This window comes from Castellaniella sp. S9 (assembly GCF_027257175.1).
In the GTDB taxonomy this organism is placed as follows: domain Bacteria; phylum Pseudomonadota; class Gammaproteobacteria; order Burkholderiales; family Burkholderiaceae_B; genus Castellaniella.
Window position 1 is genome coordinate 71,802 of the sequence record NZ_JAPFGD010000012.1, and the last position, 26,819, is coordinate 98,620.

The 26,819-nt window shown below is 64.2% G+C and carries 27 protein-coding genes and 1 pseudogene; 9 read left to right on the forward strand and 19 right to left on the reverse strand.

Going from position 1 to position 26,819, the window contains the following annotated elements; genetic code table 11:
- Positions 1 to 114 precede the first annotated feature (114 nt).
- The 3 genes from OOZ48_RS17220 to OOZ48_RS17230 are packed head-to-tail and all read left to right on the forward strand — an operon-like array spanning position 115 to position 3,265.
- Positions 115 to 1,527, forward strand: a complete 1,413-nt coding sequence (locus tag OOZ48_RS17220; protein WP_269500053.1) for a CHASE2 domain-containing protein — start codon at positions 115 to 117, stop codon at positions 1,525 to 1,527.
- Between the two features lie 17 nt (positions 1,528 to 1,544).
- Positions 1,545 to 1,919, forward strand: a complete 375-nt coding sequence (locus tag OOZ48_RS17225) for a hypothetical protein (protein ID WP_269500054.1) — start codon at positions 1,545 to 1,547, stop codon at positions 1,917 to 1,919.
- The gene (locus OOZ48_RS17230; RefSeq protein ID WP_269500055.1) at positions 1,916 to 3,265 is read left to right on the forward strand and encodes a M48 family metalloprotease; all 1,350 of its coding nucleotides are present in this window, start codon (positions 1,916 to 1,918) and stop codon (positions 3,263 to 3,265) included. The genes OOZ48_RS17225 and OOZ48_RS17230 overlap by 4 nt, the downstream gene beginning before the upstream one ends.
- A 54-nt stretch (positions 3,266 to 3,319) precedes the next feature.
- Here the strand turns inward: OOZ48_RS17230 and OOZ48_RS17235 are convergent, their stop codons facing one another.
- The 6 genes from OOZ48_RS17235 to OOZ48_RS17260 are packed head-to-tail and all read right to left on the reverse strand — an operon-like array spanning position 3,320 to position 8,698.
- Positions 3,320 to 4,045 carry an SDR family NAD(P)-dependent oxidoreductase gene (locus OOZ48_RS17235; RefSeq protein WP_269500056.1) on the reverse strand — a complete coding sequence of 242 codons (726 nt, stop codon included), beginning with the start codon at positions 4,043 to 4,045 and terminating at the stop codon, positions 3,320 to 3,322.
- A gap of 26 nt (positions 4,046 to 4,071) precedes the next feature.
- A complete protein-coding gene (locus OOZ48_RS17240; protein WP_269500057.1) occupies positions 4,072 to 4,791 on the reverse strand; it encodes an ABC transporter ATP-binding protein in 720 nt (239 codons plus the stop codon).
- Positions 4,784 to 5,554 (reverse strand): ABC transporter ATP-binding protein, encoded by a 771-nt coding sequence (locus OOZ48_RS17245; RefSeq protein ID WP_269500058.1) that lies wholly within the window; start codon positions 5,552 to 5,554, stop codon positions 4,784 to 4,786. Before OOZ48_RS17245 ends, OOZ48_RS17240 begins: the two co-directional genes overlap by 8 nt.
- The gene (locus tag OOZ48_RS17250; protein WP_269500059.1) at positions 5,551 to 6,519 is read right to left on the reverse strand and encodes a branched-chain amino acid ABC transporter permease; all 969 of its coding nucleotides are present in this window, start codon (positions 6,517 to 6,519) and stop codon (positions 5,551 to 5,553) included. The genes OOZ48_RS17245 and OOZ48_RS17250 overlap by 4 nt, the downstream gene beginning before the upstream one ends.
- A complete protein-coding gene (locus tag OOZ48_RS17255) occupies positions 6,516 to 7,418 on the reverse strand; it encodes a branched-chain amino acid ABC transporter permease (RefSeq protein WP_269500060.1) in 903 nt (300 codons plus the stop codon). Before OOZ48_RS17255 ends, OOZ48_RS17250 begins: the two co-directional genes overlap by 4 nt.
- A 56-nt stretch (positions 7,419 to 7,474) precedes the next feature.
- On the reverse strand, positions 7,475 to 8,698 hold the full coding sequence (locus OOZ48_RS17260; protein ID WP_269500061.1) for an ABC transporter substrate-binding protein: 1,224 nt from the start codon (positions 8,696 to 8,698) through the stop codon (positions 7,475 to 7,477).
- A gap of 227 nt (positions 8,699 to 8,925) precedes the next feature.
- Here OOZ48_RS17260 and OOZ48_RS17265 point away from each other — a divergent pair, with 227 nt between their 5' ends.
- A complete protein-coding gene (locus OOZ48_RS17265; protein ID WP_269500062.1) occupies positions 8,926 to 9,600 on the forward strand; it encodes a GntR family transcriptional regulator in 675 nt (224 codons plus the stop codon).
- A 306-nt stretch (positions 9,601 to 9,906) separates the two neighbouring features.
- Here OOZ48_RS17265 and OOZ48_RS17270 read toward each other — a convergent pair whose 3' ends face one another.
- From OOZ48_RS17270 to OOZ48_RS17320, 12 genes and pseudogenes are all read right to left on the reverse strand, one after another.
- On the reverse strand, positions 9,907 to 10,680 hold the full coding sequence (locus tag OOZ48_RS17270; RefSeq protein WP_269500063.1) for a hypothetical protein: 774 nt from the start codon (positions 10,678 to 10,680) through the stop codon (positions 9,907 to 9,909).
- 165 nt (positions 10,681 to 10,845) lie between these two features.
- Complete coding sequence (locus OOZ48_RS17275; protein ID WP_269500064.1) at positions 10,846 to 11,613, reverse strand: SDR family NAD(P)-dependent oxidoreductase; 768 nt, start codon at positions 11,611 to 11,613, stop codon at positions 10,846 to 10,848.
- 51 nt (positions 11,614 to 11,664) lie between these two features.
- Positions 11,665 to 12,858, reverse strand: a complete 1,194-nt coding sequence (locus tag OOZ48_RS17280; protein WP_269500065.1) for a CaiB/BaiF CoA transferase family protein — start codon at positions 12,856 to 12,858, stop codon at positions 11,665 to 11,667.
- 11 nt (positions 12,859 to 12,869) lie between these two features.
- Positions 12,870 to 13,706, reverse strand: coding sequence for a shikimate dehydrogenase family protein (locus OOZ48_RS17285; protein WP_269500066.1), 837 nt, complete (start codon positions 13,704 to 13,706; stop codon positions 12,870 to 12,872).
- 8 nt (positions 13,707 to 13,714) lie between these two features.
- Positions 13,715 to 14,548, reverse strand: a complete 834-nt coding sequence (locus OOZ48_RS17290; RefSeq protein WP_269500067.1) for a hypothetical protein — start codon at positions 14,546 to 14,548, stop codon at positions 13,715 to 13,717.
- Positions 14,545 to 15,471, reverse strand: a complete 927-nt coding sequence (locus OOZ48_RS17295; protein ID WP_269500068.1) for a CoA transferase subunit A — start codon at positions 15,469 to 15,471, stop codon at positions 14,545 to 14,547. Before OOZ48_RS17295 ends, OOZ48_RS17290 begins: the two co-directional genes overlap by 4 nt.
- Before the next feature lie 88 nt (positions 15,472 to 15,559).
- Positions 15,560 to 16,423, reverse strand: coding sequence for a substrate-binding domain-containing protein (locus OOZ48_RS17300; protein WP_269500069.1), 864 nt, complete (start codon positions 16,421 to 16,423; stop codon positions 15,560 to 15,562).
- 48 nt (positions 16,424 to 16,471) lie between these two features.
- Positions 16,472 to 16,570: pseudogene (locus OOZ48_RS18600) on the reverse strand (ubiquinol-cytochrome c reductase iron-sulfur subunit N-terminal domain-containing protein); the annotation flags it as partial.
- Positions 16,571 to 16,626: 56 nt separating this feature from the next.
- Positions 16,627 to 17,607: an ABC transporter permease gene (locus OOZ48_RS17305; RefSeq protein ID WP_269500070.1), complete on the reverse strand. Its 981-nt coding sequence runs from the start codon at positions 17,605 to 17,607 to the stop codon at positions 16,627 to 16,629.
- A gap of 50 nt (positions 17,608 to 17,657) precedes the next feature.
- Positions 17,658 to 18,449, reverse strand: a complete 792-nt coding sequence (locus OOZ48_RS17310; protein WP_269500071.1) for an ATP-binding cassette domain-containing protein — start codon at positions 18,447 to 18,449, stop codon at positions 17,658 to 17,660.
- Entirely contained in the window at positions 18,446 to 19,429 is a 984-nt protein-coding gene (locus OOZ48_RS17315) for a MaoC/PaaZ C-terminal domain-containing protein (RefSeq protein WP_269500072.1), read from the reverse strand. The genes OOZ48_RS17310 and OOZ48_RS17315 overlap by 4 nt, the downstream gene beginning before the upstream one ends.
- Positions 19,426 to 20,499, reverse strand: a complete 1,074-nt coding sequence (locus tag OOZ48_RS17320) for a glycerol dehydrogenase (protein WP_269500073.1) — start codon at positions 20,497 to 20,499, stop codon at positions 19,426 to 19,428. The genes OOZ48_RS17315 and OOZ48_RS17320 overlap by 4 nt, the downstream gene beginning before the upstream one ends.
- Before the next feature lie 235 nt (positions 20,500 to 20,734).
- On the opposite strand from OOZ48_RS17320, the gene OOZ48_RS17325 reads away from it, so the two are divergent.
- Genes OOZ48_RS17325 through OOZ48_RS17335 form a run of 3 tightly spaced genes read left to right on the forward strand, consistent with a single transcriptional unit; the run spans position 20,735 to position 23,332 of the window.
- Positions 20,735 to 21,631: a transketolase gene (locus OOZ48_RS17325; protein WP_269500074.1), complete on the forward strand. Its 897-nt coding sequence runs from the start codon at positions 20,735 to 20,737 to the stop codon at positions 21,629 to 21,631.
- A gap of 1 nt (position 21,632) precedes the next feature.
- The gene (locus OOZ48_RS17330) at positions 21,633 to 22,619 is read left to right on the forward strand and encodes a transketolase family protein (protein ID WP_269500075.1); all 987 of its coding nucleotides are present in this window, start codon (positions 21,633 to 21,635) and stop codon (positions 22,617 to 22,619) included.
- A 23-nt stretch (positions 22,620 to 22,642) separates the two neighbouring features.
- Positions 22,643 to 23,332: an SDR family NAD(P)-dependent oxidoreductase gene (locus OOZ48_RS17335; RefSeq protein ID WP_269500076.1), complete on the forward strand. Its 690-nt coding sequence runs from the start codon at positions 22,643 to 22,645 to the stop codon at positions 23,330 to 23,332.
- 36 nt (positions 23,333 to 23,368) lie between these two features.
- Here OOZ48_RS17335 and OOZ48_RS17340 read toward each other — a convergent pair whose 3' ends face one another.
- On the reverse strand, positions 23,369 to 24,016 hold the full coding sequence (locus OOZ48_RS17340) for a GntR family transcriptional regulator (RefSeq protein WP_269500077.1): 648 nt from the start codon (positions 24,014 to 24,016) through the stop codon (positions 23,369 to 23,371).
- Between the two features lie 271 nt (positions 24,017 to 24,287).
- On the opposite strand from OOZ48_RS17340, the gene OOZ48_RS17345 reads away from it, so the two are divergent.
- Both OOZ48_RS17345 and araD read left to right on the forward strand, forming a co-directional pair.
- Complete coding sequence (locus tag OOZ48_RS17345) at positions 24,288 to 25,052, forward strand: HpcH/HpaI aldolase family protein (RefSeq protein ID WP_269500078.1); 765 nt, start codon at positions 24,288 to 24,290, stop codon at positions 25,050 to 25,052.
- Positions 25,049 to 26,776: an L-arabinonate dehydratase gene (gene araD, locus OOZ48_RS17350; RefSeq protein WP_269500079.1), complete on the forward strand. Its 1,728-nt coding sequence runs from the start codon at positions 25,049 to 25,051 to the stop codon at positions 26,774 to 26,776. The genes OOZ48_RS17345 and araD overlap by 4 nt, the downstream gene beginning before the upstream one ends.
- Positions 26,777 to 26,819: the final 43 nt, after the last annotated feature.

The window sequence follows — 26,819 nt, forward strand, 5'->3', positions numbered from 1 at the left end:
GCCATCCGGGGGGCCGTACACCGGACATATTTCATAAATTGTCCAGAACATTCTTTTTGTTATGATCTAGCGGTTCATGTCGTCGCCGCAGCCTTTCCGGGCCTGCTACCATCCATGCCCAGGACCGATTCCCGGCCATACCGCCGCATCGAAGCGCTCTTGCAGTTCATCGGACTGGTGTTCCTGGGCCTGTGGGTCATCTGGGCCGATCCCTTCGGCCTGTCCACCGCCAGCGAAAAGGCGCTGGCCACGGACATCAGCCGCTCGCGCGCGTATGTGTCGCCGGTCGACCCGGCGCCGATCACCGTCGTCAGCATCGACTACCCCAGCATCAAGGCCCTGCATGAGGCCGACGCCGCCTACCTGGAGGCCGACGACTGGCCGCTGAGCTACCGGGACCATGCGCGCATCCTGTCGCGACTGGTATCGGCCGGCGATCCCGACGACGCGCCCGTCGCGGTCTTTTACGATATTTTCTTCGAGCGCCCACGGGCCGCCAGCGGCGACATGGCCGCCCTGGGCCGCGTCCTGGCGCGCATCTCGGATCCTCCGGGATCGGGCGAGCGCCGCCCGGCTGTCTACCTCGCCGGCGGCGGCGTGCAAATGCCCCTGTCGGCCGAGTCCTTCGATCTGCTGGGCGGACGGGGATCGATGCTGGCGACCGCCGCGTGGCAGGATCATGGGGATTATTACCCGCTGTGGGCGCCGCTGCGCCCGGATGACGACGCCTCCCCTTTGCCTGCCACCGGCCCCAGCGCGGCGCTGGCGCTGTACCGGCACCTGTGCCCGGCGCAAGGCAAGGACTGTGATTGGTTAGAGGACGGCGGCGCCATGTCCCTGCAGTGGGTAATGCGCGACGATCCCGCCTGCAGCGACCGCTGGACCCACCTGCCGGGATACGTCATCAAGACGGTGCTGCGCTATGCGGGCGCCGGCGATCCGCCCGGCGCCGCCGACCCGCACTGCATGCCCTTTCATCAGGTCCGGCTGCAGGATCTGTTCGCCATGCCGGCCGGCGGCCTGCGCCCGCCGCACCTGCCCAAGGGCGCGCCTTACGTCGTGCTGGTGGGCGCGGTGATGCCCAGCCTGAACGACTATCACGACACCCCGCTCTATGAAAAAGTGGCCGGTGTCTACCTGCACGCCATGGCGGTCGAGAACCTGAACCGCATGGACAGCGACTTCCTGCGCGAACAAAACATCCGCGGCGTATCCAGCGTCCTGTGGGTGCTGATCGCCCTGTTCGTGTGCCTCCGCCGCCATCGGGCGCGCCGCCGCACGGCACCGGCATCCGCGGGGCCGGCCGCGCCGCCCGAGCCCACGTTCCGCGACATCGCCGGACGCCGGCTGCGCGCCCTGGGCAGCCGCGCCGGATGGGTGCTGCTGATGATCGTCCTCATCACGCTCATCTATTTGTTCTGCTATTCCGTCCTGGACATCGCCCTGGAGGGATGGCTGTTCATGATCGGCCTGGTCTCGCTGCTGCTATTCAGCAAGGACGAGCCCACCGACCGACCCGACCCATAGTTCCTGAAGGAGCCACTATGCGCGCACGCATCGCACAGGCGCTTTTCGGCGCATCGATCGCCCTGCTCGGCGGCATCGCCGCCGCGGAAACCGTCCGCATCACGCAGATCAACAACCCCGATCTGGTCGAACTGCAGCGGCTGCCCGACGGGGAATACCTGTGGGCCTCCGACCTCGAGGGCCTGAAGCCGCCCGTCCGCGCCCAACGCGCGCCGCGCAACCGGCTGCAATTCAAGCACCACGGCAAGACCTACGAGGTCGACCGCGGCGACGTCACCCTGGACCGCGAACAGGCGCTGGTGGTCGACGCCTGCAGCACCGTGCCGGTGTCCCTGAAGTCGGACAGCCGCCAGGCCAGCGTCAAGGGTGCCGGGGAGGCGTGCCGGAAATGAGGTGGAAAGCCCTGATTGCAATGATCTGTTGCGCGCTCCTGGCCGGCTGCGCCGGCATTGCCGGCACCGGCGCGGGCAAGGAGGTCGCGGGCTACGATCGCCCCGTCAACATCATCGACACCCAGTATCTGCACCAGATGGACCGCACCCTGGTCCAGGATCAGGCGCTGAGCGAATACATCCAGGGCATCCGCCGGCGGCTGGAGGCGGCGCACGGCGAGCCCTGCGATTGCGTGGTCCTGGTCGACTCGTTCAGCGGCTACGAGGCCTACACGATTTCTCCGAAAACGATCGTGGTCTCGTCGGGCGTGATCGCCCAGGCCGGCTCGGAGGACGAACTGGCGGCGATCATCGCCCATGAACTGGGGCACGTCTATTCGTGGGACACCTTCAAGGGCATGTTCCAGGATTCCTCGGTCTTCGCCGTCAAGGCCGCGGGCTGGGCGCTGGGCGAAGGCGGCTATACCGCCATGCTCGACGACACCATCAACGACATCTCGAAGGGCCTGATCTACAGCCGCTGGAACGTCGCCCAGGAAAGCGAGGCCGACGTGTTCGCCCTGCGCACCCTGGCCAAGGCCGGCTACTCGATCGACGGCCTCAAGATGGGGGTGCGCAAACTGGCGGAATACGGATCCAAGGCGCTGCCGCCGCCGCAGCCCGACACCGGCTGCTCGACGCTGATCAAGCAGCTCAACGACCAGAACCTGAAGGCCTGCAGCAAGCAGCTGACCGGGGCGAACACCAGCATCTACCAGGATCGCGACACGCGCCTCAAGGCCATCCAGCTGGCCGCCAAGGATCTGGAGCCGGCGCAGCGGCGCCTGGCCCAGGGGAAGGCGCCGCCGCGTTTCGCGCCGGTCACCTACCTGTTCGACATGAACACCCTGGTGTCGAACAATCGCGGCAAACTGAGCCGCGCGCTGGCCTCGCTGGAGCGCAAGCCCATCCCGCCCAGCCTGCGGGGCAACGTCGCCGTCACCAATCGACTGGCGATGGCGCATCGCATCCTGGGCAACCGGGCCAAGGCGGACGGCTATCTGCGGCAAAGCTTCGACAGCCCGAACCGCACCATCTGGACGTTCTCGGAATACTACCGCTACCTGAACGACATGGGCGACGTCGCCGCCATCCGCCAGGCCATCAACGAGGCCCACACCGAAGTCGGCCCCACCCAGGCGCTGCTGCCCATGGAGATGTACCTGGCCAAACGGCACAAGATCTTCGAGCTCAATCTCTTTGCGCTGGCGCGCTGCACGATCTCGGTGGTCGGGGACGTCGGCACCTACAACCTGTGCGCGGCCTTCGAACAGAAGGCCCAATCGGGCGGCAAGGCGCCCTGGTGAGGCCATGCGGGTCGGCGCACACGTGCCGCCCTGATGCACGTTGTTGCGCGGGGCTCAGGCCCCCGACCCGCCCAGGGACTTGCCGCCGTCGACGAACAGCACCTGCCCGGTGATGAAACCCATTTGCGGCCCGGCCAGGAAGGACACCGCGTGCGCGATTTCCTCGGGCGTGCCGGCTCGGCCGGTGGGCTGCAGGGCCAGCTGCGCCGCCATGCGCTCGGGCGTCAGCGCGCGCAGCATGGGGGTGTCGATCAGGCCGGGGGCGATGGCGTTGACCAGGATGCCTTTTTCGGCAAGCTCCATCGCGCTGGCGCGGGTGTAGCCCACCAGCGCGGCCTTGGACGCGACGTAGTGCGCATGGTGGCGCGCGCCCAGGTAGGCGCGCGAGGCGATGTTCACCACCTTGGACCCGGGCGCCATGCGCGCCGCCGCGCGTTGCGTGAGGGTGGCCGCGGCGATCAGGTTCAGCTCGTACATCCGCCGGAAATCATCCTGGCCGAGATCGAAATACTTGCGCTCGTCGAACAGGCCCGCGCTATTGACCAGTGCCGCAAGCGGCGGCAGGCCGTCGACCAGCTCGACCAGCTGCGCCTCGCTGGTCAGGTCCACCACGCGCGGCTGGATCTCCAGCCCTTCGCCCGCGAGTTCGTCGGCCAAGGCGCGCAAGGGCGCCTCGCCCAGATCGACCGCCACCACGGAAAACCCATCCTGCGCCAAGCGCCGGACGATGGCCCGCCCCATGCCGCCGGCGGCGCCGGTCACCAATGCTACTGCTGTCATATCGTTCCTTGCTTCAATAAAAGCGCTCACGCGCCTAAATACGCGCGCCGCACCGCCTCGTCGTTCTTCAGGTCCGCCGAGGGGCCCTGCAGCACCAGCTCGCCGTTCTCGAGGATGTAGGCGTGGCTGGAGACCGACAGGGCCAACTGGGCGTTCTGTTCGACCAACAGGATCGTGATGCCCTGCTCGCGATTCAGCGTCCTGACCGTCTCGAAGATCTGTTCGACCACCAGCGGCGCGAGGCCCATCGAGGGCTCGTCCATCAAAATCATGCGGGGGCGCGCCATCATCGCCCGCGCGGTCGCCAGCATCTGCTGCTCGCCGCCCGACAGGGTGGCGGCCTTCTGACCGATGCGTTCGCGCAGGCGCGGAAAAATGTCGCACATCGCATCCAGGTCGGCCGCCACAGCGGCGCGGTCCTTGCGCGTGTAGGCACCCATCTCGAGGTTTTCGCGCACGCTCATCTCGCGAAAGATCTCGCGGCCCTCGGGCACCTGGATGATACCGCGCCGCACGATGTCGTCGGCCGGCAGCCGATGGATGGGCTCGCCGTCAAAGCGCACCGCGCCATGCGATGCACGCACCAGGCCCGAGATCACGTTCAGGGTGGTGGACTTGCCCGCGCCATTGGCGCCCAGCAAAGCCACGATGCCGCCCTTGGGCACCTCCAGCGAGACCTCGTGCAGCGCTGAAATATTGCCGTACGAGGCGGAAATCGCCTGGACCGACAGGAACGGTTCACTCATCAAGGTTCCCCTTGCCCAGGTAGGCCTCGATCACGCGCGCATCGCTGCGGATCTCCGCCGGCGGGCCCTCGGCGATCTTGTGTCCGAAGGACATCACGGTAATGCGGTCCGAGATCGACATGACGAGCTGCATCACGTGCTCGACCAGCAGCACGGTCACGCCCTCGCGCGAGGCCAGGTCGGTCAGGATGCCGTCGAGCTTGTCGATCTCGCGGTTGCGCAGGCCCGCCGCCGGCTCGTCCAGCAGCAGCAGGCGCGGCTTGATCGCCAGCGCGCGCGCCAGCTCGAGCATCTTTTGGCGGCCGAAGTCCAGCCCGCCCGCCCTGGCGTCCAGGAAATCGATCAGGCCGACGCGTTCCAGCAGATGGTGGGCGAATTCGCGGTTGGCCGCGACCGGCCGGCGCAACAGCCGGGCCAGGCCGCGCGCGCCGTAGGAGTACGTGCCCAGCAGCACGTTTTCCTCGACCGTCAGGTCGTTGAAGAGTTCCAGGTTCTGGAAAGTGCGTGCGACCCCCAGCGCCGCCATGTCCGCGGCGCGGTGCCGCGTGACGTCCGCACCCGCGAACGAGATGGCGCCGCCGGTGGGATCGTAATAGCGCGAGATGCAGTTGAAGGTGGTGGACTTGCCCGCGCCGTTGGGCCCGATCAAGGCGTGTATCCGCCCGGGAAGCACCTGGAAGGACAAGTCGTCCACGGCGGTCAGGCCGCCAAAGCGCACGGTCAGCCCGTCGATGGACAAGAGGGCCTGGGTCTGATCGTTCATGCCTGCGTCTCTCCGGAGGACCCGGCGCCCGTTGCGGCCGCCGCCTTGCGGGCACGCCTGCGGCCGCTGAACAAGCCGCGCGGCGCGAACATCATGAAGCCGATCAGGATCAGGCCATAGATGATTTCCTGGAACGACAGCACCTGGCGCAGCAGCTCGGAGATCAGGCCGAAGATCACCGCCCCGATCACCGCGCCGCGCACCGATCCGATGCCGCCCACGACGATCATGATGAGGATCAGGATCGTGGTCCAGAAACCCAGGCTCTCGGGGTGGATGAACGAGGCGAAGGTCGTGTACAGCCCGCCCGCCATCCCCGCATAGGCGGCCGAACACATGAAGGCGACGCGCTTGATGACATTGGCGTTCACGCCCATGGCCTGCGCGGCGACGTCGCTCTCGCGCACCGCGCGAAAGGCCGCGCCCAGCTGCGAGCGCGACAGCCACACCGTCACCCACAGCATCAGGGCGGCGCCCAGCACCGTGAACGGATAGGCGCGCAGGTCCGAGGTCAGTTCGAAACCGAAGAACCAGGCCGGCGACATCTGGTAGCCGTTCGAGCCATTGGTCACCTCGTTCCAGTTCAGGAACACCCACTGCATGGCCTCGCCGAAGGCGAAGGTGGACAGGGCCAGGTAGATGTCGCGCATGCGGATCGCCAGCGCGCCCAGCAGATAGCCCAGGCCGGCGGCCACCACGCCCGCGACCAGCACCGAGATCACCAGGTTCGGATGCCAGGCATTGTTGATGATGCCGGCCACATAGATGCCGATTCCGTAGAACGCGGCATGCGACAGGGCGAACTGCCCGGTCTCGCCGATCACGATGTGCAGGCCCAGCGCCAGCACGATGTAGATCATCAGCAGGTTGACGATGTACAGGATGTAGCCGCTGGCGATGAAGGGCAGCACCGCCAGCACCACGGCGGCCGCGGCCAGCGCCCATTTGTCGAAATCCATTTTCATACTTTCTTGACCTGCGCTTTGCCGCCGAGGATGCCTTGCGGGCGCACCACCAGCACAATCAGGATGGCCAGGAACGGCGCCACCACGATGGCGTTGGTCGAGACAAACAGCCCGACCAGGTTTTCCGCGACGCCGATGATGAAGCCGCCGACGATCGCCCCCGGAATGCTGGTGATGCCGCCCACGATCGCGGCGGCGAACGCCAGGATGGCGATGTGGCCGATATCCGGCGTGATCAGGATCTTGGGCGTGATCAGGATGGCCGCGACCGCCGATATCAAGCCCGCCAGCGCCCACACCAGCATACGGATGCGCACCAGGCTGACGCCGACGATCTGCGAGGCCTTGGGGTTCATGCCCACCGCCCGCATGGCCTTGCCGGTGCGCGTGTGGTTGAACAGCACATACAGGCCCAGCATCACCACCAGGGCGGTCGACAGAATCATCAGGTCCAGCCGCGTCAGCACCGCGTCGCCGATGATCACGGTGTCAGGCGCGATCAGCGCGGGCAGCGAACGCGGCGCATCCCCCAGACCGGTCTGGCGCACCGCCCCCTTGAGCACATAGGCCAGGCCCAGCGTGGCGATCACGAGCTGCACCCCCACGCCCTTGGAGGCGATCACCCGTTCCATCACCACCCGCTGGAACAGTGCGCAGATCGCTGCGACGGCGATCAGCGTGACCGGGATCACCAGCGCATAGTGCCAATCCAGCACGAGGATCATGAACAGCGCCACATAGCCGCCGACCATGAAGATCTCGCCCTGCGCGAAATTGGGGACGTCCGTCGTCTTGAACACAATCACGACCGCCACCGCCAGCAAGGCGTACACGCTGCCGGTCACCAGACCGGACAGCACGCCTTGCTGCAGGAACAGCCAGATATCCGCAACACTCATCGTTTACTCCACGGGCGCCGCCGCCCCTACGCGCGGAGCGGCGGGCGACCGGCGCATCATTGCTTGGGCGTATAGGTCCAGGCGCTCTTGAAAGTGCCGGGGATCAGTTCCCTGTTCTGGCCGTCGAACTTCATGTAGATGGCCGATTTCTGCGCGGCATGGTCGGTCGGCGTGAACTCGACCGGGCTGGCCATCACACCCGTTTCGAGCTTGAAGTTCTGCAGCGCGGCCAGCACTTTCTCGCGGGTGGGCTCGGGCCCTGCGTCCTCGAGCGCCTTGACCACCGTCATCGCGGGCGGCAGGCCGTAGGGCATGTAGCTTTGCGGATGGCCGGGCTTGGCCGCCAGATCGGGGTAGTACTCCTTGTACATGTCATAGACCCACTGCATCTTGGGATCCGAAGGCAGGCCCAGGACCACGTCCTGGATGTAGAAGTTCTGGAGCGCGGCCGCGCCGCCCACGTTCTCGACCAGCTGGGTGAGGTCCGCCGTGCCGGTGACCGTCAGGACGATGGGCTTGTTCCAGCCCAGCTCGTGCGCTTTCTTGATGATCAGCGCGGCCGGGCGCGCATACGTCGTCAGCAGCAGCACGTCCGGATCGGCGGCACGCACCTTCAGCATGGGCGCGGTCACGTCGTTGATCGACGGATTGATCGACTGCACGCTCAGCGAGACGCCGTCGTGCCGCTTGGCCTGGAACTCGGCGGCGGTCTGGTTCCAGCCGCCGTAGGCGTCGTCGTGGTTGATGTAGCCGATCTTTTTGGCCTTGAAATGATCCACGGCAAACTCGACCACAGAGCCGCCCACCGCATACTGCGAGATCGAGAAGGCGCCGTAGATGTACTTGGACGGCGGATACAGCGCGCCGTCGCCCGAGGCGTTCAGCATGAAGAAAGGCACCTTGGCGCGCTCGACGTATTCGCGTGCCGCGACCACGGCGGCCGAGCACGAGCCGCCGTTCAGCAGGAACACATGATCCTGTTCGACCAGCTTCTTGACCGCCGCCACCAGGTCGTTGGCGTTGCAGCGCGTGTCCTCGACGACCAGTTCGATCTTGCGGCCGTGGATGCCGCCTTCCTTATTGACTTTGTCGTAGTACATCTTGGCCGCGTTGACCACGTCGAAGCCGTAGGCCATGCCGCTGCCCGACAGGGGCGAGAACAGACCGATGCGGATGGCCGTATCGGTGATGCCGGGATCCGCCGCCTGCGCGGCCGGAGCCAACCCCAGGCCTGCGATCGCCATGCACATCGCCGCCCGCCGGATTGCGTTGAATTTCATCTCGACTCCTCGTGGTGGTTGAACAAGCACTCGGCACGCCTTTCATGTATACATAAGGAACAGTCCGAGGGGTTTCAAGGGACAAACCCAATGCCCTGCTTCAAGAAATTCTTGATATATATTAATTATGCATACGCGCTTCTTCCCAGGTTATCCGTGTTTGCCCTAGCCCCGAATGCGAAGCGACGACTCTATTAGTTCAGCTTTTTTATGTATACAATATTCTGATGAATACCTTAGCCGATCACGTCACCGAAACGCTTCGGAACTGGGTTCTCCAGGGCATCCTGGCGCCCGGCGAACGCCTCGAGGAAATCCCGCTGGCCGGAAAGCTCGGCGTCTCGCGCACGCCCATCCGCGCCGCCCTGGCGAACCTGGGCAACGAGGGCCTGCTCGAGCACCAGCCCAAGCGTGGATACACCGTCCGGGTCTATCAGTACGAGGACATCATCGGCGCCTACGAGGTGCGCGCCGTGCTCGAGGGCCTGGCCTGCCGGCGCGCGGCCCAGGCGGGCCTGTCCAACCTGGCCATCAGCAGACTGAAGGCCTGCCTGGCCGAGGGCGACGCCATCCTGGCCAAGGGCGAACTGCTGCCCGAGGACCACCAGCCCTACCAGCAGATGAACATCGTGTTGCACGACACCCTGCTGAAGGCGGCCGAGAACTCCTGGGTCACGCGCTTTGCCGCTCAATCCCAGACCATGCCCTTCGCCTCGGACCGGATCATGCTGTGGGACGACCACGGCGTCATCCTCCGGTCCCACAACGACCACCACCGGATCGTGGCGGCCGTCATCGAACGCGACGGCGCCCGCGCCGAGCAGCTCATGCGCGAACATGTGTACTACGCCGGGTTGTTGTTGCGGGACAACTACGAGCGGCTGAGCAAGAAGCCGGCATAGAAGGGGCGCCTGTCGGAGAGTCCGAGATTTTCCAAGGGATGTGGTCCAAAGGGTGTCCCGTTGTTCGGCGGCCATGATGATCCGTGTTGCCTCGAGGGCCCACTATGGCTTTGTTGCAACGTCTGCTTTAATCGCCTTCCAGCGGCAGCCCCGTCTGGCCATCCTCATTGAAAGCACAAGCATCAAAGCCATCTGCCAGCAAAACAGCCCTTACCGTACATCGCCTGGCGGTACGCACACGATGATTTGGACGCTGTCCGTCCACCAGAGAAATCAAGAAACTCGTGTCAAGCAGCACAGATGCTGTCATGTGTTGCCGCCCCGCAGTTCCTCCAACCAGGCAACCGCATCGGACACGCCGGACCAAGCCGCGGTACCACGCTGCACCATCAACTGGAACTCATTCGCATCATAGGTGGGTTGATGTGTTTCGAATCCCAGTAGGTTGGGGTTGCGGAGAGCGCCCGTCAGCAGATTCTCCTCTGCCGTAATATGCAGCAAGGCGGGCCTGTACAGGCGATTTTGTTCTTCTTGGGCCAAGAGGCTCTGCGTCGCGGCAATCGTCAGTAGGGTGCCGTCATCCAATTCCAGATGCACGTTGGCCTTGAGTTTTCCACCCAAGTCAACAACCCGACCATACACGTATTTTTCAACAGCCACCCAAACATCCTCGGTTCTGCGGAAATCCGTCGAACCATTGATCAATATGTTTACACGCGCAGACGCATCAGCCACGCGATAGGTCCGCTGCGGATTCCGGCGCGCGGTCACCTGCCAACGCTCAATCACCGCGGCACGTTTGGGTTCGATATGCCCTAGCGCATCCTGCGCCTGCAGCCTGCCCATGTCGGCCCATAGACTCGTCGCCGCGAACAATCCCGACACCACCAACGCTAACGAACCTTCCTCTATCGAAACCCGCAGCTCAGAGGGATCGACATCCCGGGACGAGCCCCTCAAGAACTCGCTAACATCCTTTTGGAAATCACCTAGCAACGACAGAGGGACATGACTGGGCCCGACCTCGACATCATTGATGCGGTCGCTGACAGCAAAACGAAGTGTGTCTAGCGCGTCCATGCTTGTATTGTAAGGACTAGACTTCACCGCGTCAGCATGCTCGCGCGATAAAAATCTCCCTCACGGCACCCTCCACCCGAACCGCCCAAAACGCGAAAGGGCCGCCCCTCAAAAAGAGCGGCCCATGAATTGTTGTGCGGCCCTCCAGCCCGTCGATGGATCCAGCTAGAGGCGGCCCCCGTCCACGACAAAGCTCTGGTTCGTGCAATGGACGCTGTCCGCGGCACTGAGCCACAGCACGATCCGGGCGATGTCGTCCGGCTGCACGTGTTCCTTGATGCACTGCCGCCTCATGAGTTCAGCATCCGCCTCGGGGGTGAGCCACAGTGTCTTCTGGCGCTCGGTCATGATCCAGCCGGGCACCACGCAATTGACACGGATCCGGTCGGGACCCAGATAACGCGCCAGGCTGCGGGTCAAGCCTTCAATACCCGCCTTGGCCGTCGTATAGCACGGCATGGCGTCCACGCCCAGGCGCCAGCTGGACGAGCCCATATTGATGATGGCGCCGCCCCCTTTTTGCCGCATGGCGGGCAACACCGCCTGGGCCGCAAAGAACTGATGACGCAAATTGAGCGCCATGCGTTCGTCCCAATACTCCAGCGTGACATCCTCGAACTTGTGGCGTTGGTCGTTGGCCGCGTTATTGACCAGCACGTCGATGCCGGCCTCGGCCCCGCCGATGGCCTCGACGATCTCCCTCAGGCGATCGATGTCGCGGATGTCGCAGTGGTGAGCCTGCGGCGCCGGCCAGCCGCGGCCGCGCACGTCCTCGACCAAGGCCTGCGAGGCGGCGTCATCGATATCCAGGAAGTGAACACGGGCCTTCTGTTCGCAAAAGCCGGCCACCATCGAGGCACCGATGCCCGATGCCCCGCCCGTAATGATCACGACACGATTGTTCAAGCTTGGATAGACGGCAAATTCAGACATGGCTCCACGGCTCCGGTTCTTTCACACTCATTCACGAGACGTTCATCACGATCACGCCACACCAGCGTCCTTGAGCTGGTCGATCTTTTCGGCCGGCATGCCCAGCCATTCGGACAGCACCTCCTGCGTGTGCTCGCCACACAGGGGGGCCCGGCGATGCACGGCCAGCGGTGAGCCATGCAGGCGGTAGGGGAACCCCTGGATCGGCACGGGGCCGCTCGGTTGATCCAGCTCGATGATATGGCCGGTGTCGCGCAAGTGGGGGTTGTTGGCGATATCCGAGATCCGGGCCACTTTGGCGCATGGGATCCCTACAGACTCGATGCGCTGCAGCAGGTCGGCGGTCTTGTGACGCCGAGTCCAGGCATTGACGATGGATTCGATTTCGTCGCGATTCTCGAGGCGCCCCAAGTTCGTCGCAAACCGCGGATCCGTGGCCAGTTCGGGGGCCTCCATGAGTTCGGCCAGACGCTGGAACTTATCGTCGCCCACCGTGATCAGAATGATCCAGTCGCCGTCGGCAGTCGGAAAGACATCCCCGGGCGCGTTGAATCGGTCGCGCGTACCCGCGCGCGTCACCTCGGTGCCATTCAGCAAGTAATCCGGGATGGCGGTCAGCAGCATCGACACGGCGGAGTTCAACAAGGCACATTCAACCAGTTGCCCCTTGCCCGTCCGATGGCGATCCTGCAGAGCAGCCAGGATGCCGATCGTCGCATACAGCGCGGTACTGTAATCCACGACGAACACGCCGGCGGCCGTGGGCGGCCCGTCGACCGCGCCCGTCATGTCCATCAGGCCGGACATGGCCTGCGCAATCACGTCGAAGCACGGCCGCTTGGCGTACGGCCCGGTCTGCCCGAAGCCGGAGATCCTCGCCATGATGAGACGCGAATTGACGGCACTCATGTCATCCCATCCGCAGCCCATTTTTTCGAGTGTGCCCGGGACGAAATTCTCAATCACCACATCGGCCCCTGCAATGAGCTCACGCAGTGTGGCCTGCCCCTGCGGGCTGCGCAGATTGAGCTCGACACTGCGTTTGTTGCGGTTCATGGCGATGGTATAGAGGCTTTCGTCACCATGCCGTGGAACAAAGCTGCGGGTATCGTCCCCCCTGCCGACACGCTCGACCTTGATCACGTCCGCCCCCAGGTCCCCCAGCATCACGCCGCAATAAGGCCCCGCAATGAAGCGGCTGAGGTCGACGACTTTGATGCCTTTCAAGGCTGCATTGGATTTCATCTTTTCCCTATTTATCTGATGACGCCATCTGCGGCACCGGCCAAAGCGCCGTCCGTAACGGTGAACCCAAGAAATTCCGCGAATGCCCGCAACTGATGCTTCAGCATCCCGTCGCCCATGCAGATCCGCAAGCCGCGCTTGCGCGCCGCCGCAAGCAGCGGCGTCATCAGCGGCTGCATGATCACATCAGCCACCAGACAATCGGACCGGAGCCCATCGATGAAGAACGGCTCGGCATCCCCGGGCTTCAATCCAACCGTCGTCGCATTCAACGCGATGTCGAAGTCTGTCGGATGGGTGCCCGTCGTGCCGGCCGCGACACCCGGATACTGGCGTTGCACCGCGCGGGCCAGCTCGGCGGCCTTGGCCTCGCTGCGATTGTGGATGGCGAGCCGGGATATGCCGGCATCGGCCAGGCTGAATGCAATCGCCCGCGCGACACCACCCGCGCCCGCCATATAGACGGACTTGCCCTGGATGGGACCGACGCGGTCGACGAGCGACTGCACAAAACCCATGCCATCGAAATTCGCCGCCACCCACAAACCTTCAGGCGTACGCCGTACCACATTGGTAGCGCCGGCGATACGCGCGGATTCCTCATGGTGATCGCACAGCGCCAGGATATCGATCTTGTGTGGCACCGTGACGATCAGGCCGGCAAGGCTGTGGATGCGCCGCAGGCCCTGCAGGACGGCCGCCAGATCCTGCGGCGCAACGTGCGCCGGGACCACGACCGCGTCGATACCGTGGTCGCGAAAGAAGCCGTTCATGTGCTCGGGCGTCTTTACGTGACCGATGGGGTCGGCGATGATGCACACCACCCGTGTGTGGCCGCTGATGTCCATGACTGCTCCTATTGCGCCGACGCCATGTCGTATCCCAGCAGTGCCGAGCGCGGATCGATTTCCCGGCGGATGATCTCCAGCTCCCGCTCGGTCGGCGGCGCGGTCTGGGGCACGCCCGACAGGTCGCCCAGGTCAAAGCCGGTGGCTGCCCGCAGCTCGTCGGCCGTGACGCCGGGATGGATGGACCGGACCTTCATCCGGCCCGCCACCTTGTCGAAATCAAAAATGCACTTGGGCGTGACGACCAGTTCCGGCCCGCCCGATTCCAGCCCGAGACGCGCCCGGCCCTCGAGGCCGCCGGGATAGCCCACGCCGGCGACATAATCGACCTGCTCGACAAACGTGCGCTGGTCGTGACGCGGCATCATGATGTATTCACGCCCGAACTGGGAAAAATGCTCGGGCAGCAGGATGGAGCCCACCAGCCTGACCTTCGGCCGCGCCGGATCGCCGACCAGGACGCTGTTGATGTTTCCACACGCATCGACCTGTACGCCCGAGCCGAATCCGAACGAAATGGCGCCGTTGCGATGCGGCCAGGATCCGGGGTAGTCCAGGCTTTGCGACTCGCATGGCAGGTCGCGCAGCTTTTCGGCGAATTCCGCATCGGGCAGCTCGTCCAGGCGCGCCAGGTCGGGGTTGTAGATCCACCCTGCCAGCAGGACGGTCAGGTCCGGGGCATGCGTACGGCGGGCCAGCTGCATCGCCGCCAGCGGAATGGCGGTGGCGAACAGGGCGGCGGCGGCGCCGGTGGCGAGCCCGGTGAAACCGACCTCGTCGTTGCGGAATTCACGCGCCAGCGTAACGACGAGCAGCTCATTCAATGTAGCGGGAGTATTCATTGCTGGAGATCCACTTGAAGTAGGCTTGCAAGCCTGGCGCCGCCGATACGGTCCAGGTAATCATCGTGCGACGCCAGGTCGAACACGTTCGCTTTCAGGTATTCGGCGACCCCTTCCTCTGTTTTCGCGGCGCCGATGTACTGGGCCCAATGCGTATCGTCATCGAGGTAGCGGCCCAGCATCGACGTCGGATGCGCGCCAAAGGGCACCTCGACCACGGCATGCACGCGCGCGGCCGGAATCTGGACCAGGCGGGCGTGACGCTGCAGGAAGTTGTCGCTGACGATGCGCTCCGCCGTGACGACAAGCTTGCGGCAGCTGCGCGACAAGGTGACATCGAAGCTTTGCGGCAAATTATGAAAGCCCGGCACAATCACGTTCCCGTATTTGTCCGCCGCCGCCGCATGAATCACCGCGATATCCAGACGCGTCGCCGGCAAGGCGTGCAGGGGCTTGCCGGTCAGGGGGCAGTCGAACGCCTTGATGTCCGGATTGAGCTCGACCAGGCTGGTGCCGCCCAGCCCCGAGGCGGGCCAGAACTGCAGGCCTTCCTGATCGGCGCGAAACCGGTCCCAGGCCAGCAGTTCGGGGTAATCCACCGCATCGAAGCCGTGCTTTTCGCAGGCCCGGCGAAAGGCCGGCGCCAGACCGAATTTCTCGAAGCCCATGTAGCTGGTCTCGAGGCGGCTGCAAGTCCCCGCGGCGATCAGCATGTCGGCCTCTATGCTGTTGGTCACGCCGACGACCGTCAGATCCTTGCGCCGTTGGCGAATCAGCTCGCGCACAAAGGCCATCGGCCGCTGATAGATGGCAAAGCCGCCCAGGCCGATGCGCATGCCGTTGGCCACCAGGCCGGCCGCCTGCTGCAAGGACACGACTTTCGAGCGCCGTTCCACCTCTGCGGTGGCAATCGAGTTAGACAATGTAAGCCTCCTGTTGGCTTGGTGGGTCCGCAGTCGCCGGCCCGGCCGGCTGTCCGCCAGGGCCGGGCCGGCCAGTCATGGCCTCGCGTCAGATCTTCAGCAGCGACTTGAGGGGATTCATCTCGTTGGTATCGGGATTCCAGTAATCCAGCACGTTTTCCTTGTTGATCATGGGGGACGGGAACAGAACCTCCTTGGGCACCTTCTTGCCCGACAGAATGGCTGCCGCCGCCTCCACACCTTCCACGCCCATCGGCGGATACTGCCATGTACCGTGGATGTCGCCCTGATGAATGGCGCGCATGACTTCGGGCTGAATACCGTCATAGCCCGTGATCATCATCCCCTCGAGCCGGCCGCGCTCGCGGGCCGCCTGCGCCACACCCAGCGCCATGTCGTCGTTGTTGCAGTATGCGGCATCGATCTTGGGGTTGCCCTGCAGGAAATCCTCCATGGCCTGCAGCGCCTGCGAACGCTCGTAATTGGCGACCGCATGGCCGACCAGGTTCAATCCCGACCCTTTGACGACTTCCAGCCATCCCTTGGTGCGCTCCTGATTCACCATCGACCCTGGCTTGCCTTCGATGTGGACCACATTCGCACCCTTGGGAAGGTGCTTGACGTAGTATTCACCGGCGGAACGGGCCGTGGCGAGGTTGTCCGCCGCCAACCGGCACGTCCAGTCGGCATCGCCCGACAACGACGAAGACAGCACCACGACGGGGATGCCGGCTTCGTTGATCTCCTTGACGGCAGGGGCGATCGCATCGGCGTAATAGGTGGAAATGATGATCAGGTCCATCTGCTTGGTGACGAAATCCTCCAGATCCAGCACCTGCTTCGTCGGTTTGTCCGCCGCGTCGGACACCGAGAGATCGAAGCCGTATCGGGCTGCCGCCTCGGTCACGCCGCGCCTTTGGGCCACCAGCCACTCGATGGTGGAAAAGCTCATGGAGTATCCGACCCGCTTTCCTTTGAGGCTGTCTTGAGCCCAGGCGGCGGTACTCACGAACGGGGCTCCGACAGCCCCCACACCCAAGGCCGCCGCAGTCCGCAAAAAATCGCGCCGGCTCGGAAACTTCGTATTGCTACGCTGCATGGTGTTTCTCCTTTGGTTGATTATCCGGACACCCGAAGGAAGGGATGTCCATGTGGTTACGACTTGGCGCGATAGCGCATCTCGCTCATGACGACTGCAATGACGATGATGACTCCCTGGAGCACCATCTGAACGAAGGGTGATATGTTCAGCAGATTCAAGATATTGCTGAGCACGGCCAGGATCAGGACGCCGAACACGGTGCCGAGCACGCCGCCAATGCCGCCATCCAGGGAGGTCCCGCCGATCAATGTGGCCGAGATCGCATCGAGTTCCATCAACTGCCCGACGTTGGGCTCGGCGACATTCAGGCGCGAGGCCATGATGATCCCGGCAATCGCCGAGAACAGCGCCGCCAGCGCATAGACCTTGATCTTGACCAGGTCGCAGGGAATCCCATAGAGGCGGGCGGCCTCCTCATTGGCGCCGATGGCATAGATGTGGCGGCCCAGGCGGCTCCAGCTCAGCAGGTAGGCCGCGTACAGCCAGACGAAAAAGGCGATGAGCACGGGAATGGGGACCGTCCACAGATAACCCGAGCCGATGGCCTTGAACCAGGCCGGCGAGTCCCGCATCACGATATTGGCCCCGTCGGTCGCGATATACACGAAGCCGCGCGCCGCGATCAGCATGGCCAGGGTCGCGATGAAGGGCTGCAGGCGCAGCTTGGTGATGAGCAGGCCGTTGATCAGGCCCAGGATGGTGCCGCCGATCAGCGCGGCGACAATGGCAATGCCGGCGCCGTACGGCATCAGCACACCGATCAGCATGGCCGAAAAGCCCAGGATCGAGCCCACCGACAGGTCGATGCCCCGGCTGATGATGACGATCGTCATGCCGGCCGAGACAATCAGCATCGGCGCGGCGCCGCGCAGCACGTTCATGATGTTGCGCGTACCGAGAAAGTAGGGGGACGCCAGGGACGCCACGGCAAGCAGTACGATCAACGCCACGATATGGCTGTTGCGCAACAGGAAGGAAGTGGCTGCCCGCAAGGTATTGTGTTCGCGAACAGGGGTCAGGCTGGATTCAGTCATGGCTGGTCTCTTTTTGCGCGGCCCGGTTCCCGCGGCCGCAATCATTGTTGTCAGGCGGGGGCGGCGGTCTTGGCGAGCAGCGGCCGGCCGGTCATGATCATGCTGACGATGTCGTCGTGCTGGACCTCGCGCGTATTCACGACATCGATCAGGCGGCCGCTTTTCATGACGGCGATACGGTCGGCGACCGTGAACACGTGCTCGAGATTGTGGCTGATGATCAGGGTGGACAGGCCCTTGGTCCGCAGGCTGTCGATCAGCTGCAGCACCTTCTGGCCTTCATTGACGCCCAGGGCCGCCATGGGCTCGTCCATGATGAGCAGGCGCACGTCCTCCTCCAGCAAGAGGCGGGCGATCGCCACCGACTGGCGCTGTCCGCCCGACATGGACCGCACCTTGGCATCGATCGAGGGCAGCTTCAGGTCGATGCGCGCGAGAAGCTCCTCGGTGCGCCGGCGCATCGCGCGGGTGTCGATGACGGGCAAGACGCCCCACTTGGTCGTCGTGAGCTCGCGCCCCAGAAAGAGGTTTTCACGGACATCGAAGACATCGACCAGGCCGAGGCTCTGGTGCAGCGTCTCGATGCCGGCCGAGCGGGCATCGGCGGGTGAATGGAATTGCATCTCGCGCCCGCCCACCAGGATCGAACCCGCATCCGGCTGCATGACACCCGACAGCATCTTGATGAAGCTGGATTTCCCGGCGCCGTTGTCGCCGACCAGCGCGACCACCTCGCCGGCAAAGATATCAATGGACGCCTGCCTGACGGCATGCAGTCCGCCGTAGCTCTTGGAGATCTCGCGCACCGACAGGATGGGTGCTGCATCGACCGCTTGATTCATGACTGGTCTCCGGTGGCAATGGATTGAACATGCGAGGCATCGGCCGGCGAACCCGACGTCCGGCTGTCGGCGCCCGCCTTGCCGACGGCCCAGCCGACCGCTGTGACGTCGCCCTTGTCGTTCTGCGACCAGAACTCGATTTCGAACGTGCCGTCCGTCTGGATGGCGCGAACGACAGCGCGCAGCTGAATGGTGTCGCCCGATTCGACATTGCGCAGGAACGTGATGCCGAGCCGGCCGCCCCGCAGGTAGGCGTCGCCCAGAAAATCGGTCACCAGGTGGGCGAACCAGCAGGCCTGGATCATGCCCGACATGATCGTGCGTTCGAATCCCGCCGCACGCGCGATATCGATGTCGGTGTGGAGGTTGCGCCAGCCCTCGTTGGCGCCGACGAACATGGACATCTGGTCCTGTTGGATGGTGCGGCTGCGCGGCGGCAGCACCATGCCGGGCCGGGCCGCCTCGGCGCCCTCCGCGACCACGGGATCCTGTGGCCAATCCGTGGCCACCCTGCGCTGGGACAAGCCGACAGGATCGGCCTGGGGACGGTCCGGGTATTGCTGCTGAGTCGGCACGATCTCAATGGACCGGTGACGCACCAGCAGGGCACCGCTGGAATCCCTGGCCTCGCCGTCCAGCACGACGCACGTGCGGCCCTTGCGCACGAAGGTGTCGGAGTACGTGGCCGACAGGACGACCTCGTCGCCAAAGCGAGGCGGTGCGACGAACTCGATATCGTCTTTCAGGTGAACGGCGCTGACCCCCTGCGGATCGTATTTCTCCATGAAGATATGCAGGAGCTTTTTCGCCAGCAAGGCAGGGGCCACGAAAGGACCCGGCTCGGCCGCGCTATGGAAATAGCGTGCGCTGAAATCCTCGACGGCAAACGAAAAGCCGCGAACCAGGTGCGCGTCGAGCTTGAGCGGGACCGGCCCGAATTGCTCGCCTTTTTCTATGTTCTCGAAAAGATGTTTTTTCATGCGGCTAACCTCGTGGACTCCAGCCAGTGCATCGCATCGGAAATATCCTCGATGCTCAAGCCATGCGGAAAGTGGTTGATATGGGGTGATGTCATCGTGCCGGCGGCGATCGCCCGGATGTCGCCGGGCCCGGGCTGCCCGCCGAGTTCCACCAGATTGCGGGGCAACCCGCAGCGGCCATAGAAATCGATGAGGGCCTGGATCTCGGCGTCCGGACGATGCTCCAGCCGCAGCTGGACCAGGTTGGCGTAGGCGACCTGCAATCCATGCAGCGTGCGCGCGTACTGCGGGACACTGGACAGGCCTCGCGTCATCGAGTGCGAAATGGATAAGCCGCCGCTTTCGAAAGCCAGACCGCTCATGAGGATCGTGGCCTCGACTACGGCTTCGAACGCATCGTCGGGTCGATGCTGATCGACCGCGGCCAGCGCCTGGTCCGCATTGTCCAGCAGTATGGCGTGGCATGCGCGCGCCAGGGCCAGCGCCGACAGCGCCGGATTGGCCGAAAAAATATTGCGGCCCCTGGCATTGACGCAGGCCTCGACCTCGTAGATCTTGCCGATCGCATCGCCGACCCCGGCCACGAACAGATGGCGAGGCGCCTCGGCGATGACCTGCGTGTCGACAATGACCTGGGCCGGATTGCGCGGCAGGTGACGGACCTCGAGCAGCTTGTGGCTGCTGTCGTACATCACATAGTTATGGCTGACGGGCGCGTCGGTGGAGGCCGCGGTCGGTATCGAAATCATGGGCAGGCCAAGCCGATGGGAAAGGGCCTTGCCGATATCCAGGCACTTGCCGCCGCCAGCCGCAATGATCATGCGGGGGTGGCCCACCTGCCCTGCCAGCCGCTGGACCTCGGCATCCGTGCATTCCCCGGCAAAAGGGAAGGCGGCCAGCCGCACGCCGGCCTGCGCGCAACTGTCCGCCATCTGGGCGCCGTAGCGCTCGAGCACGATCGGGTCGACGACCAGCGCCGCCGCGTCCCCGTACGTCGCGACCTCCTGGCCCAAGCGGGACAGGACGCCTGCCCCCTGGATATACCGTGACGGTGATCCGAACACGATCATTCGGTGTGTCTCCTGTGCTCTTAACCCAATGAAAAACAAAGGGCATTGTTTTATTTCCGGTAGTAGCCGAGGACTCTGCCGGCGTTTTTCCGCATGATAGGGGATCCCTTCAACATGTGTCAAGCATCACGCATGATGCATCATGCTTGATATGAAGTGGATTTTGGATCATCATATAAACGCGCATGCCGTCCCTTTCCAGGACGAGCCCGCTAGACACATCACGGAGACATTCATGGACGAAGCACCAGCCAGCGCAACCCGCACGCCGGCGCCCGCGGTAGACCGCTACACGCCCGACCAAGACACAGTGGTCCGCCTGCAGGAACGCGCGCGGGCGATACGGCTCGAGGCGATCCGCCTCATCGGCATCGCCAAGACGGGACACTACAGCTCGGTTTTCTCGGCCGCCGAAATATTCGCGGCGCTGTACTACGACGTCATGACGCTGCAGCGCGGCAACCCCGGCTGGGCTGAACGCGACCGGTTCACCATCGGCAAAGGCCACGCCGCCGTCGGCCTGTTTCCCATCTATGCCGACCTGGGCTTCTTTCCCAAAGCCTGGCTGGACGACTACACACGTCTGGGCAGCCCCCTGGGCGACCACCCCGACATGCGCAAGGTGCCCGGCGTCGATTTTTCATCGGGTTCCATCGGTCATGCGCTGTCGAACGCGGCCGGAATCACGCTGGCGCAACGCTGGACCGGCAAGGACTATCGCGTGTTCTGCATGATGGGCGACGGCGAAATGCAGGAAGGCCAGGTCTGGGAGGCGGCCTTGTTCGCCGCGCAGTACCGCCTGGGCAAGCTGATCGCCATCGTCGACCGCAACGGCTACCAGCTTGACGGCCGGGTCGACGACGTGATGGGGATCGAGCCCCTCACCGACAAGTGGCGCTCCTTCGGATGGGAGGTCCACACGGTGGACGGCCACGACGTGGCTGCCGTCACCGCATTGCTGCGTCGGCTGCGCGCCGACGACGCGCGCGAGGCACCGGTATGCGTGATCGCGCGCACGGTCAAGGGCAAGGGCGTCTCCTATATGGAGACCGAACCCGGCTGGCACCTGGGCTGGCTGGACACGCCCGACGAACAAGCCGCCATCCAAGAAATCAACTCGAAGGTGATCTGACATGATGGGACCGACATCCGACAATTCCTGGCAATACCGCGCGCTCAACGCAAAGAACCCGGGACTTGATCACCTCTCGAACGGCCTGATCGCACTGGTCAAGGACGGCCACGACGTCATGGCGGGCTCGGCCGACCTGAAATACTCGAACGGGCTGAACCGCTTCGCCGACGCCTATCCCGACCGCTACATCTCGTTCGGCATCTCCGAGCAAAACATGGTGTCGGTGGCCGCCGGCATCGCCACCACCGGTGTCACGCCGTTCATCGCCACCTTTTCCTCGTTCCTGGCGCTGCTGGCCTGCGAACAGATCCGCATGGACATCGCCTATTGCGCACAGCCCGTGCGCATGGTGGGCCACCACACCGGCATCTCGCTGGGGTTCTACGGCACGTCGCACCATGCCACCGAAGACATCGGCACCCTGCGCTCCATCGCCGACCTGGACCTGGTGTCGCCTTGCGACGGGGCCGAACTCGAGGCCGTCATCCGCGCATCGGCCACACGCGACCGGCCCCTCTACATCCGCATCGGCCGCGGCCGGGATCCCGTCGTGTACGCCGACGGCACGCACTTTGAATTCGGCAAGGCCCGCATCCACGGACTCGGCGAGGACCTGACGATCATCGCGTGCGGCATCACCGTCCACGCGGCGCTCGAGGCCGCGGAGGCCCTGGGCAAAAAGGGGCGCTCCGTCGGCGTGATCAACATGGCCTCCATCAAGCCGCTGGACCGCGACGCCATCCTCGCGGCGGCCGACGCCTCAAAGAGCGGCAAGCTGATGACCGTGGAAGAGCACAACGTCCTGGGCGGCCTGGGCGCCGCCGTCGCCGAGGTCATCGCCGACGAGGGCCGGGGCATCCGCCTGAAGCGCCATGGCATCTATGACGAGTACAGCCTGATCGCGCCGCCCACCTCGCTGTATGCGCACTACAAGCTCGACGGCCCCGGCATCGCCTCGGTCGCCGAAGACTTCATGAACCAATAACAGCCCCCTCACCAGGATTCAACATGAAAAAAACAACCATTGTGACGGGTGGCGGGACGGGCATCGGACTGGCGACCGCGCGGCGCTACCTCGAAGCCGGCTATCGCGTAATCGCCGCCGGAATGGACTGCGAGGACGGGGTGGACGGGCTGGAATTCCATGAAACCGACGTCACCGACCCCGCCCAGCTCTCGGCCCTGGTCGGGCGCGCCGACCGGATCGATGCCGTGGTCAACTGCGCCGGCATCATCCGCCAGGCGCGGGAGTGGCAGCCGACGGACTTCAACCAAGTCCTGAACGTCAACCTGACGGCAGCCATGGCCATGGCCACGGCCGCGATCGAGCCGCTGCGACAGGCGCAGGGCTCGATCGTCAATATCGCCTCGATGTGGAGCTTCTTCGGCGCCAGCAATGCACCGGCCTACGGCGCCTCGAAAGCCGGGCTGATTGCCCTCACGCGCTCGATGGCAACCGCTTGGGGACCGCTCGGGATCCGGGCGAACGCGGTTGCACCCGGCTGGGTGGACACGCGCCTGGGCGCGGGCGCCAAAAACGACCCGCAACGCGGCCCGGGCATTATCGCGCGCATCCCGCTGGGCCGCTGGGCCCGCCCCGAGGAAATCGCCAATGTGATTTTCTTTTTGACATCGGACCAGGCGAGTTATGTGAATGGCTCCGTCCTCGTTGCGGACGGCGGATATTCAGTGGCGTGATCCGGCGCCAGGCAAGCCAGCAGTTTTTTGTTTGATTTATTTGCCGGATCGGTTGCGACGTTCCTCGACGCGAGTAATGAGTTCGTCGCTCCAGGAAATATCCGCCTGCATGGCTTGCTTGGCGCCAATCGGGTCGCCGGCCTTGACGCTCGCGAGAAATTTAAAATGGAGATGATTATCCGCCGATAAACGCCTGACAGGAATTTCCTCGTGAAAGGTACGCAGGAACGGCCCCATGACCGCCCACATGTTTTCACATATTGCCTCGACATAAGGCATATCGGCAAATCTGAGGATCAGGAAATGAAAATCACGATTCTTTCGAGCCGCCTCGCGCGGGTCGGTCGCCGCGGCGTGGATGAACTCCGCATTGGCTTCCTCCAGGCGCGCCAGCATTTCAGGCGTTCCGGTTTCCGCGAACCGCTGCGCGGCCATGCCTTCGAGTTCCCTGCGTATGGCCACGATCTCGCGCAGGTTGCGCGCGGACGGGTCGGGCACGATGACCGAGGTCGCCGCCTTGATTTGCAGCGCCTGTTCGCTGGCGAGCCTGGAAATCGCCTCGCGGACCGGGGTAATCGAGGTGCCGTATCGCTCGGATAATGCAGCTATCGTCAGTCGCTCGCCCGGACGAAACTCACCGTCCATCAGACTGGTGCGCAAATGATCGTAAATCTGCTCGGACATACTGGTCTTGATTACCCGGCCCGGATTCGAGGAAGCTTGCTTTGTCGATATCATGATGAAAAAAGCTACAAAGTTGGAACTTCAATACGATGGTTTCTTACGCACCACATAGCATACGGGAAGGTCCGTCAACCGGCAACAAGAATAACAATACATCCATTTTCGAACCCGCCCCAGATACACGGAACCCCCTCATATACATTTTCCGGGGGAGTTCCCGATAAGCACTTTAATATAAGAACACATATATACAAAACCCGGAGACAAAACCATGGAAAACTTATTCAAGCAGGAACTGGCAGGCGGCAATCGACAAATAGGATTATGGTGTTCGCTGGCCAATCCCATTAGCGCGGAAATCATTGCGGGTTCGGGTTTTGATTGGTTATTGATCGATGTCGAGCACGCGCCCAACGACCTGCGATCGGTGCTCTCTCTGCTGCAGGCGGCGGCACCCTACCCGACCGAAGCCATGGTGCGCATGCCCTCGAGCGACCCGGTACGCCTCCAGCAATACCTGGATATCGGCGCGAGGTCGTTGATGATACCCGACGTGCGCGATGCACAAACCGCCGCCACCGTCGTCAGCGCGACCCGGTATCCCCCCGAAGGCATCCGCAGCATCTCGATGGCGACGCGGGCCAACCGGTATGGCCGGGTGCCCGACTACCACCGCAACGCCGGCCGCGGCATATGCATCGCGGTGCAGATCGAATCGGCGGAAGGGGTCGACAATGCCGACCTGATCGCGCAGGTCGACGGGGTGGACGCCCTGTTCATCGGACCGGCGGACCTATCCGCCAATCTGGGTCACATGGGCCAGCCCCACAGCCCGGCGGTGCAGGCGGCAATCACCCGGGTGCTGGACGCCGCGAAGCGACACGGCAAGGCGGCGGGGATACTCGCCATGTCGAGGCAAGACGCCGAAGGATACCTGGCCGCAGGCATGACGATGGTCGCCGTGGGCTCGGATCAATCGTTATTGATCAAAGCCAGCGACGCGCTTGCCGCCCATTTCAAGGCCCTGCCGCTATGAAACGTCCCCAGCCTTTGCGCAGCGCCCGCTGGTTCGCCGTCGACGATCTACGCAGCTTCGGCCACCGCTCCAGATTCATGCAGATGGGCTACAGCCCCGAAGACTGGGCAGGCAAGCCCATCATCGGCATCATCTCCACCTGGTCCGACATCCAGCCCTGTCATGCGCACTTTCGCGAGCGTGTGCAGGATGTCAAGCGCGGGGTCTTCCAGGCCGGCGGCTTTCCGGTGGAACTGCCCGCGCTGTCCCTGGCCGAAACATACGTCAAGCCCAGCACCATGCTGTACCGCAACCTGCTGGCCATGGATACCGAGGAGCTCATCCGCTGCCACCCGATAGACGGCGTGGTGCTGATGGGCGGCTGCGACAAGACCACCCCCGCCCTGCTGATGGGCGCCACCAGCGTCGACTTGCCCAGCCTCTATATCCCCGCCGGCCCCATGCTGCGCGGCAACTGGGAAGGCCACGTCCTGGGGTCGGGGTCGGACACCTGGCGATTCTGGGACGAACGGCGCGCCGGCCGCATCAGCCACGAGCAGTGGCTGGGGATCGAAGGGGGCATTGCGCGCAGCCACGGCACCTGCATGACGATGGGCACCGCCAGCACGATGACCGGCATCGCCGATGCGCTGGGCGTGACCTTGCCGGGGGCCTCGTCCATCCCCGCGCCGGATGCCCATCATCCGCGCATGTGCGCGGCGGCCGGCCGACGGATCGTGGACATGGTCCACGAGGATCTGCGACTATCCCGGATCCAGACGGCGCCCGCGTTCCAGAACGCCATCGTCGCGGCAATGGCCATGGGCTGTTCCACGAACGCCATCATCCACCTGATCGCACAGGCACGCCGGGCCGGCTGCGCAATCGGCCTGGAGGACTTCGAAAGCGCCAGCCGCCGGATACCGGTCCTGGCAAACATCCGGCCCAGCGGCGACCGATACCTGATGGAGGATTTCTACTACGCCGGCGGCATGCGCGCCCTGTTGGCGGAGCTCAAGCCCTTTCTATCCCTGGACACGCTGACCGTGACCGGCAAGACGCTGGGCGAAAACCTGGAGTCGGCCCGGATATTCGACGAGGACGTCATCCGCCGCCTGGACAACCCCATCTACCGCGAAGGCTCGCTGGCGGTCCTCAAGGGCAACCTGGCCCCGGACGGCTGCGTCATCAAGCCGGCCGCGGCCGACAAACGCCTGCTGAAACACCGAGGGCCGGCCATCGTCTTCGACAGCTACCCCGACATGAAAGCGCGCATCGACGATCCGGACCTGGACGTGACGCCCGACCATGTGCTGATCCTGCGCAACGCAGGCCCCCTAGGCGGGCCCGGCATGCCCGAATGGGGAATGATCCCCATCCCCCGGAAATTGTTGAAAGCGGGCGTGCGCGACATGCTGCGCATTTCAGACGCGCGCATGAGCGGCACCAGCTATGGTGCCTGCGTGCTGCATGTCGCGCCGGAATCCTATATCGGCGGCCCCTTGGCGCTGATACGGGACGGCGACTGGATTTCGATCGACGTCGACCAGCGCTCGATCCAGATCGAGCTGGACGATGCGGAATTGGCACGGCGACGCGCGGCATGGACACCGCCGGCGCCCCGTTTTGAAAGAGGCTATGGATGGATGTTCAGCCGGCACATCCAACAGGCCAACGAAGGATGCGATTTCGACTTTCTGCGCACCGAGTTCGGGGCGCCTGTCGGAGAGCCTGATATTTTCTAGCGCGGCGGGCCGCCCTCGAGAGGCCCCCCCTCGCGGCTGACGG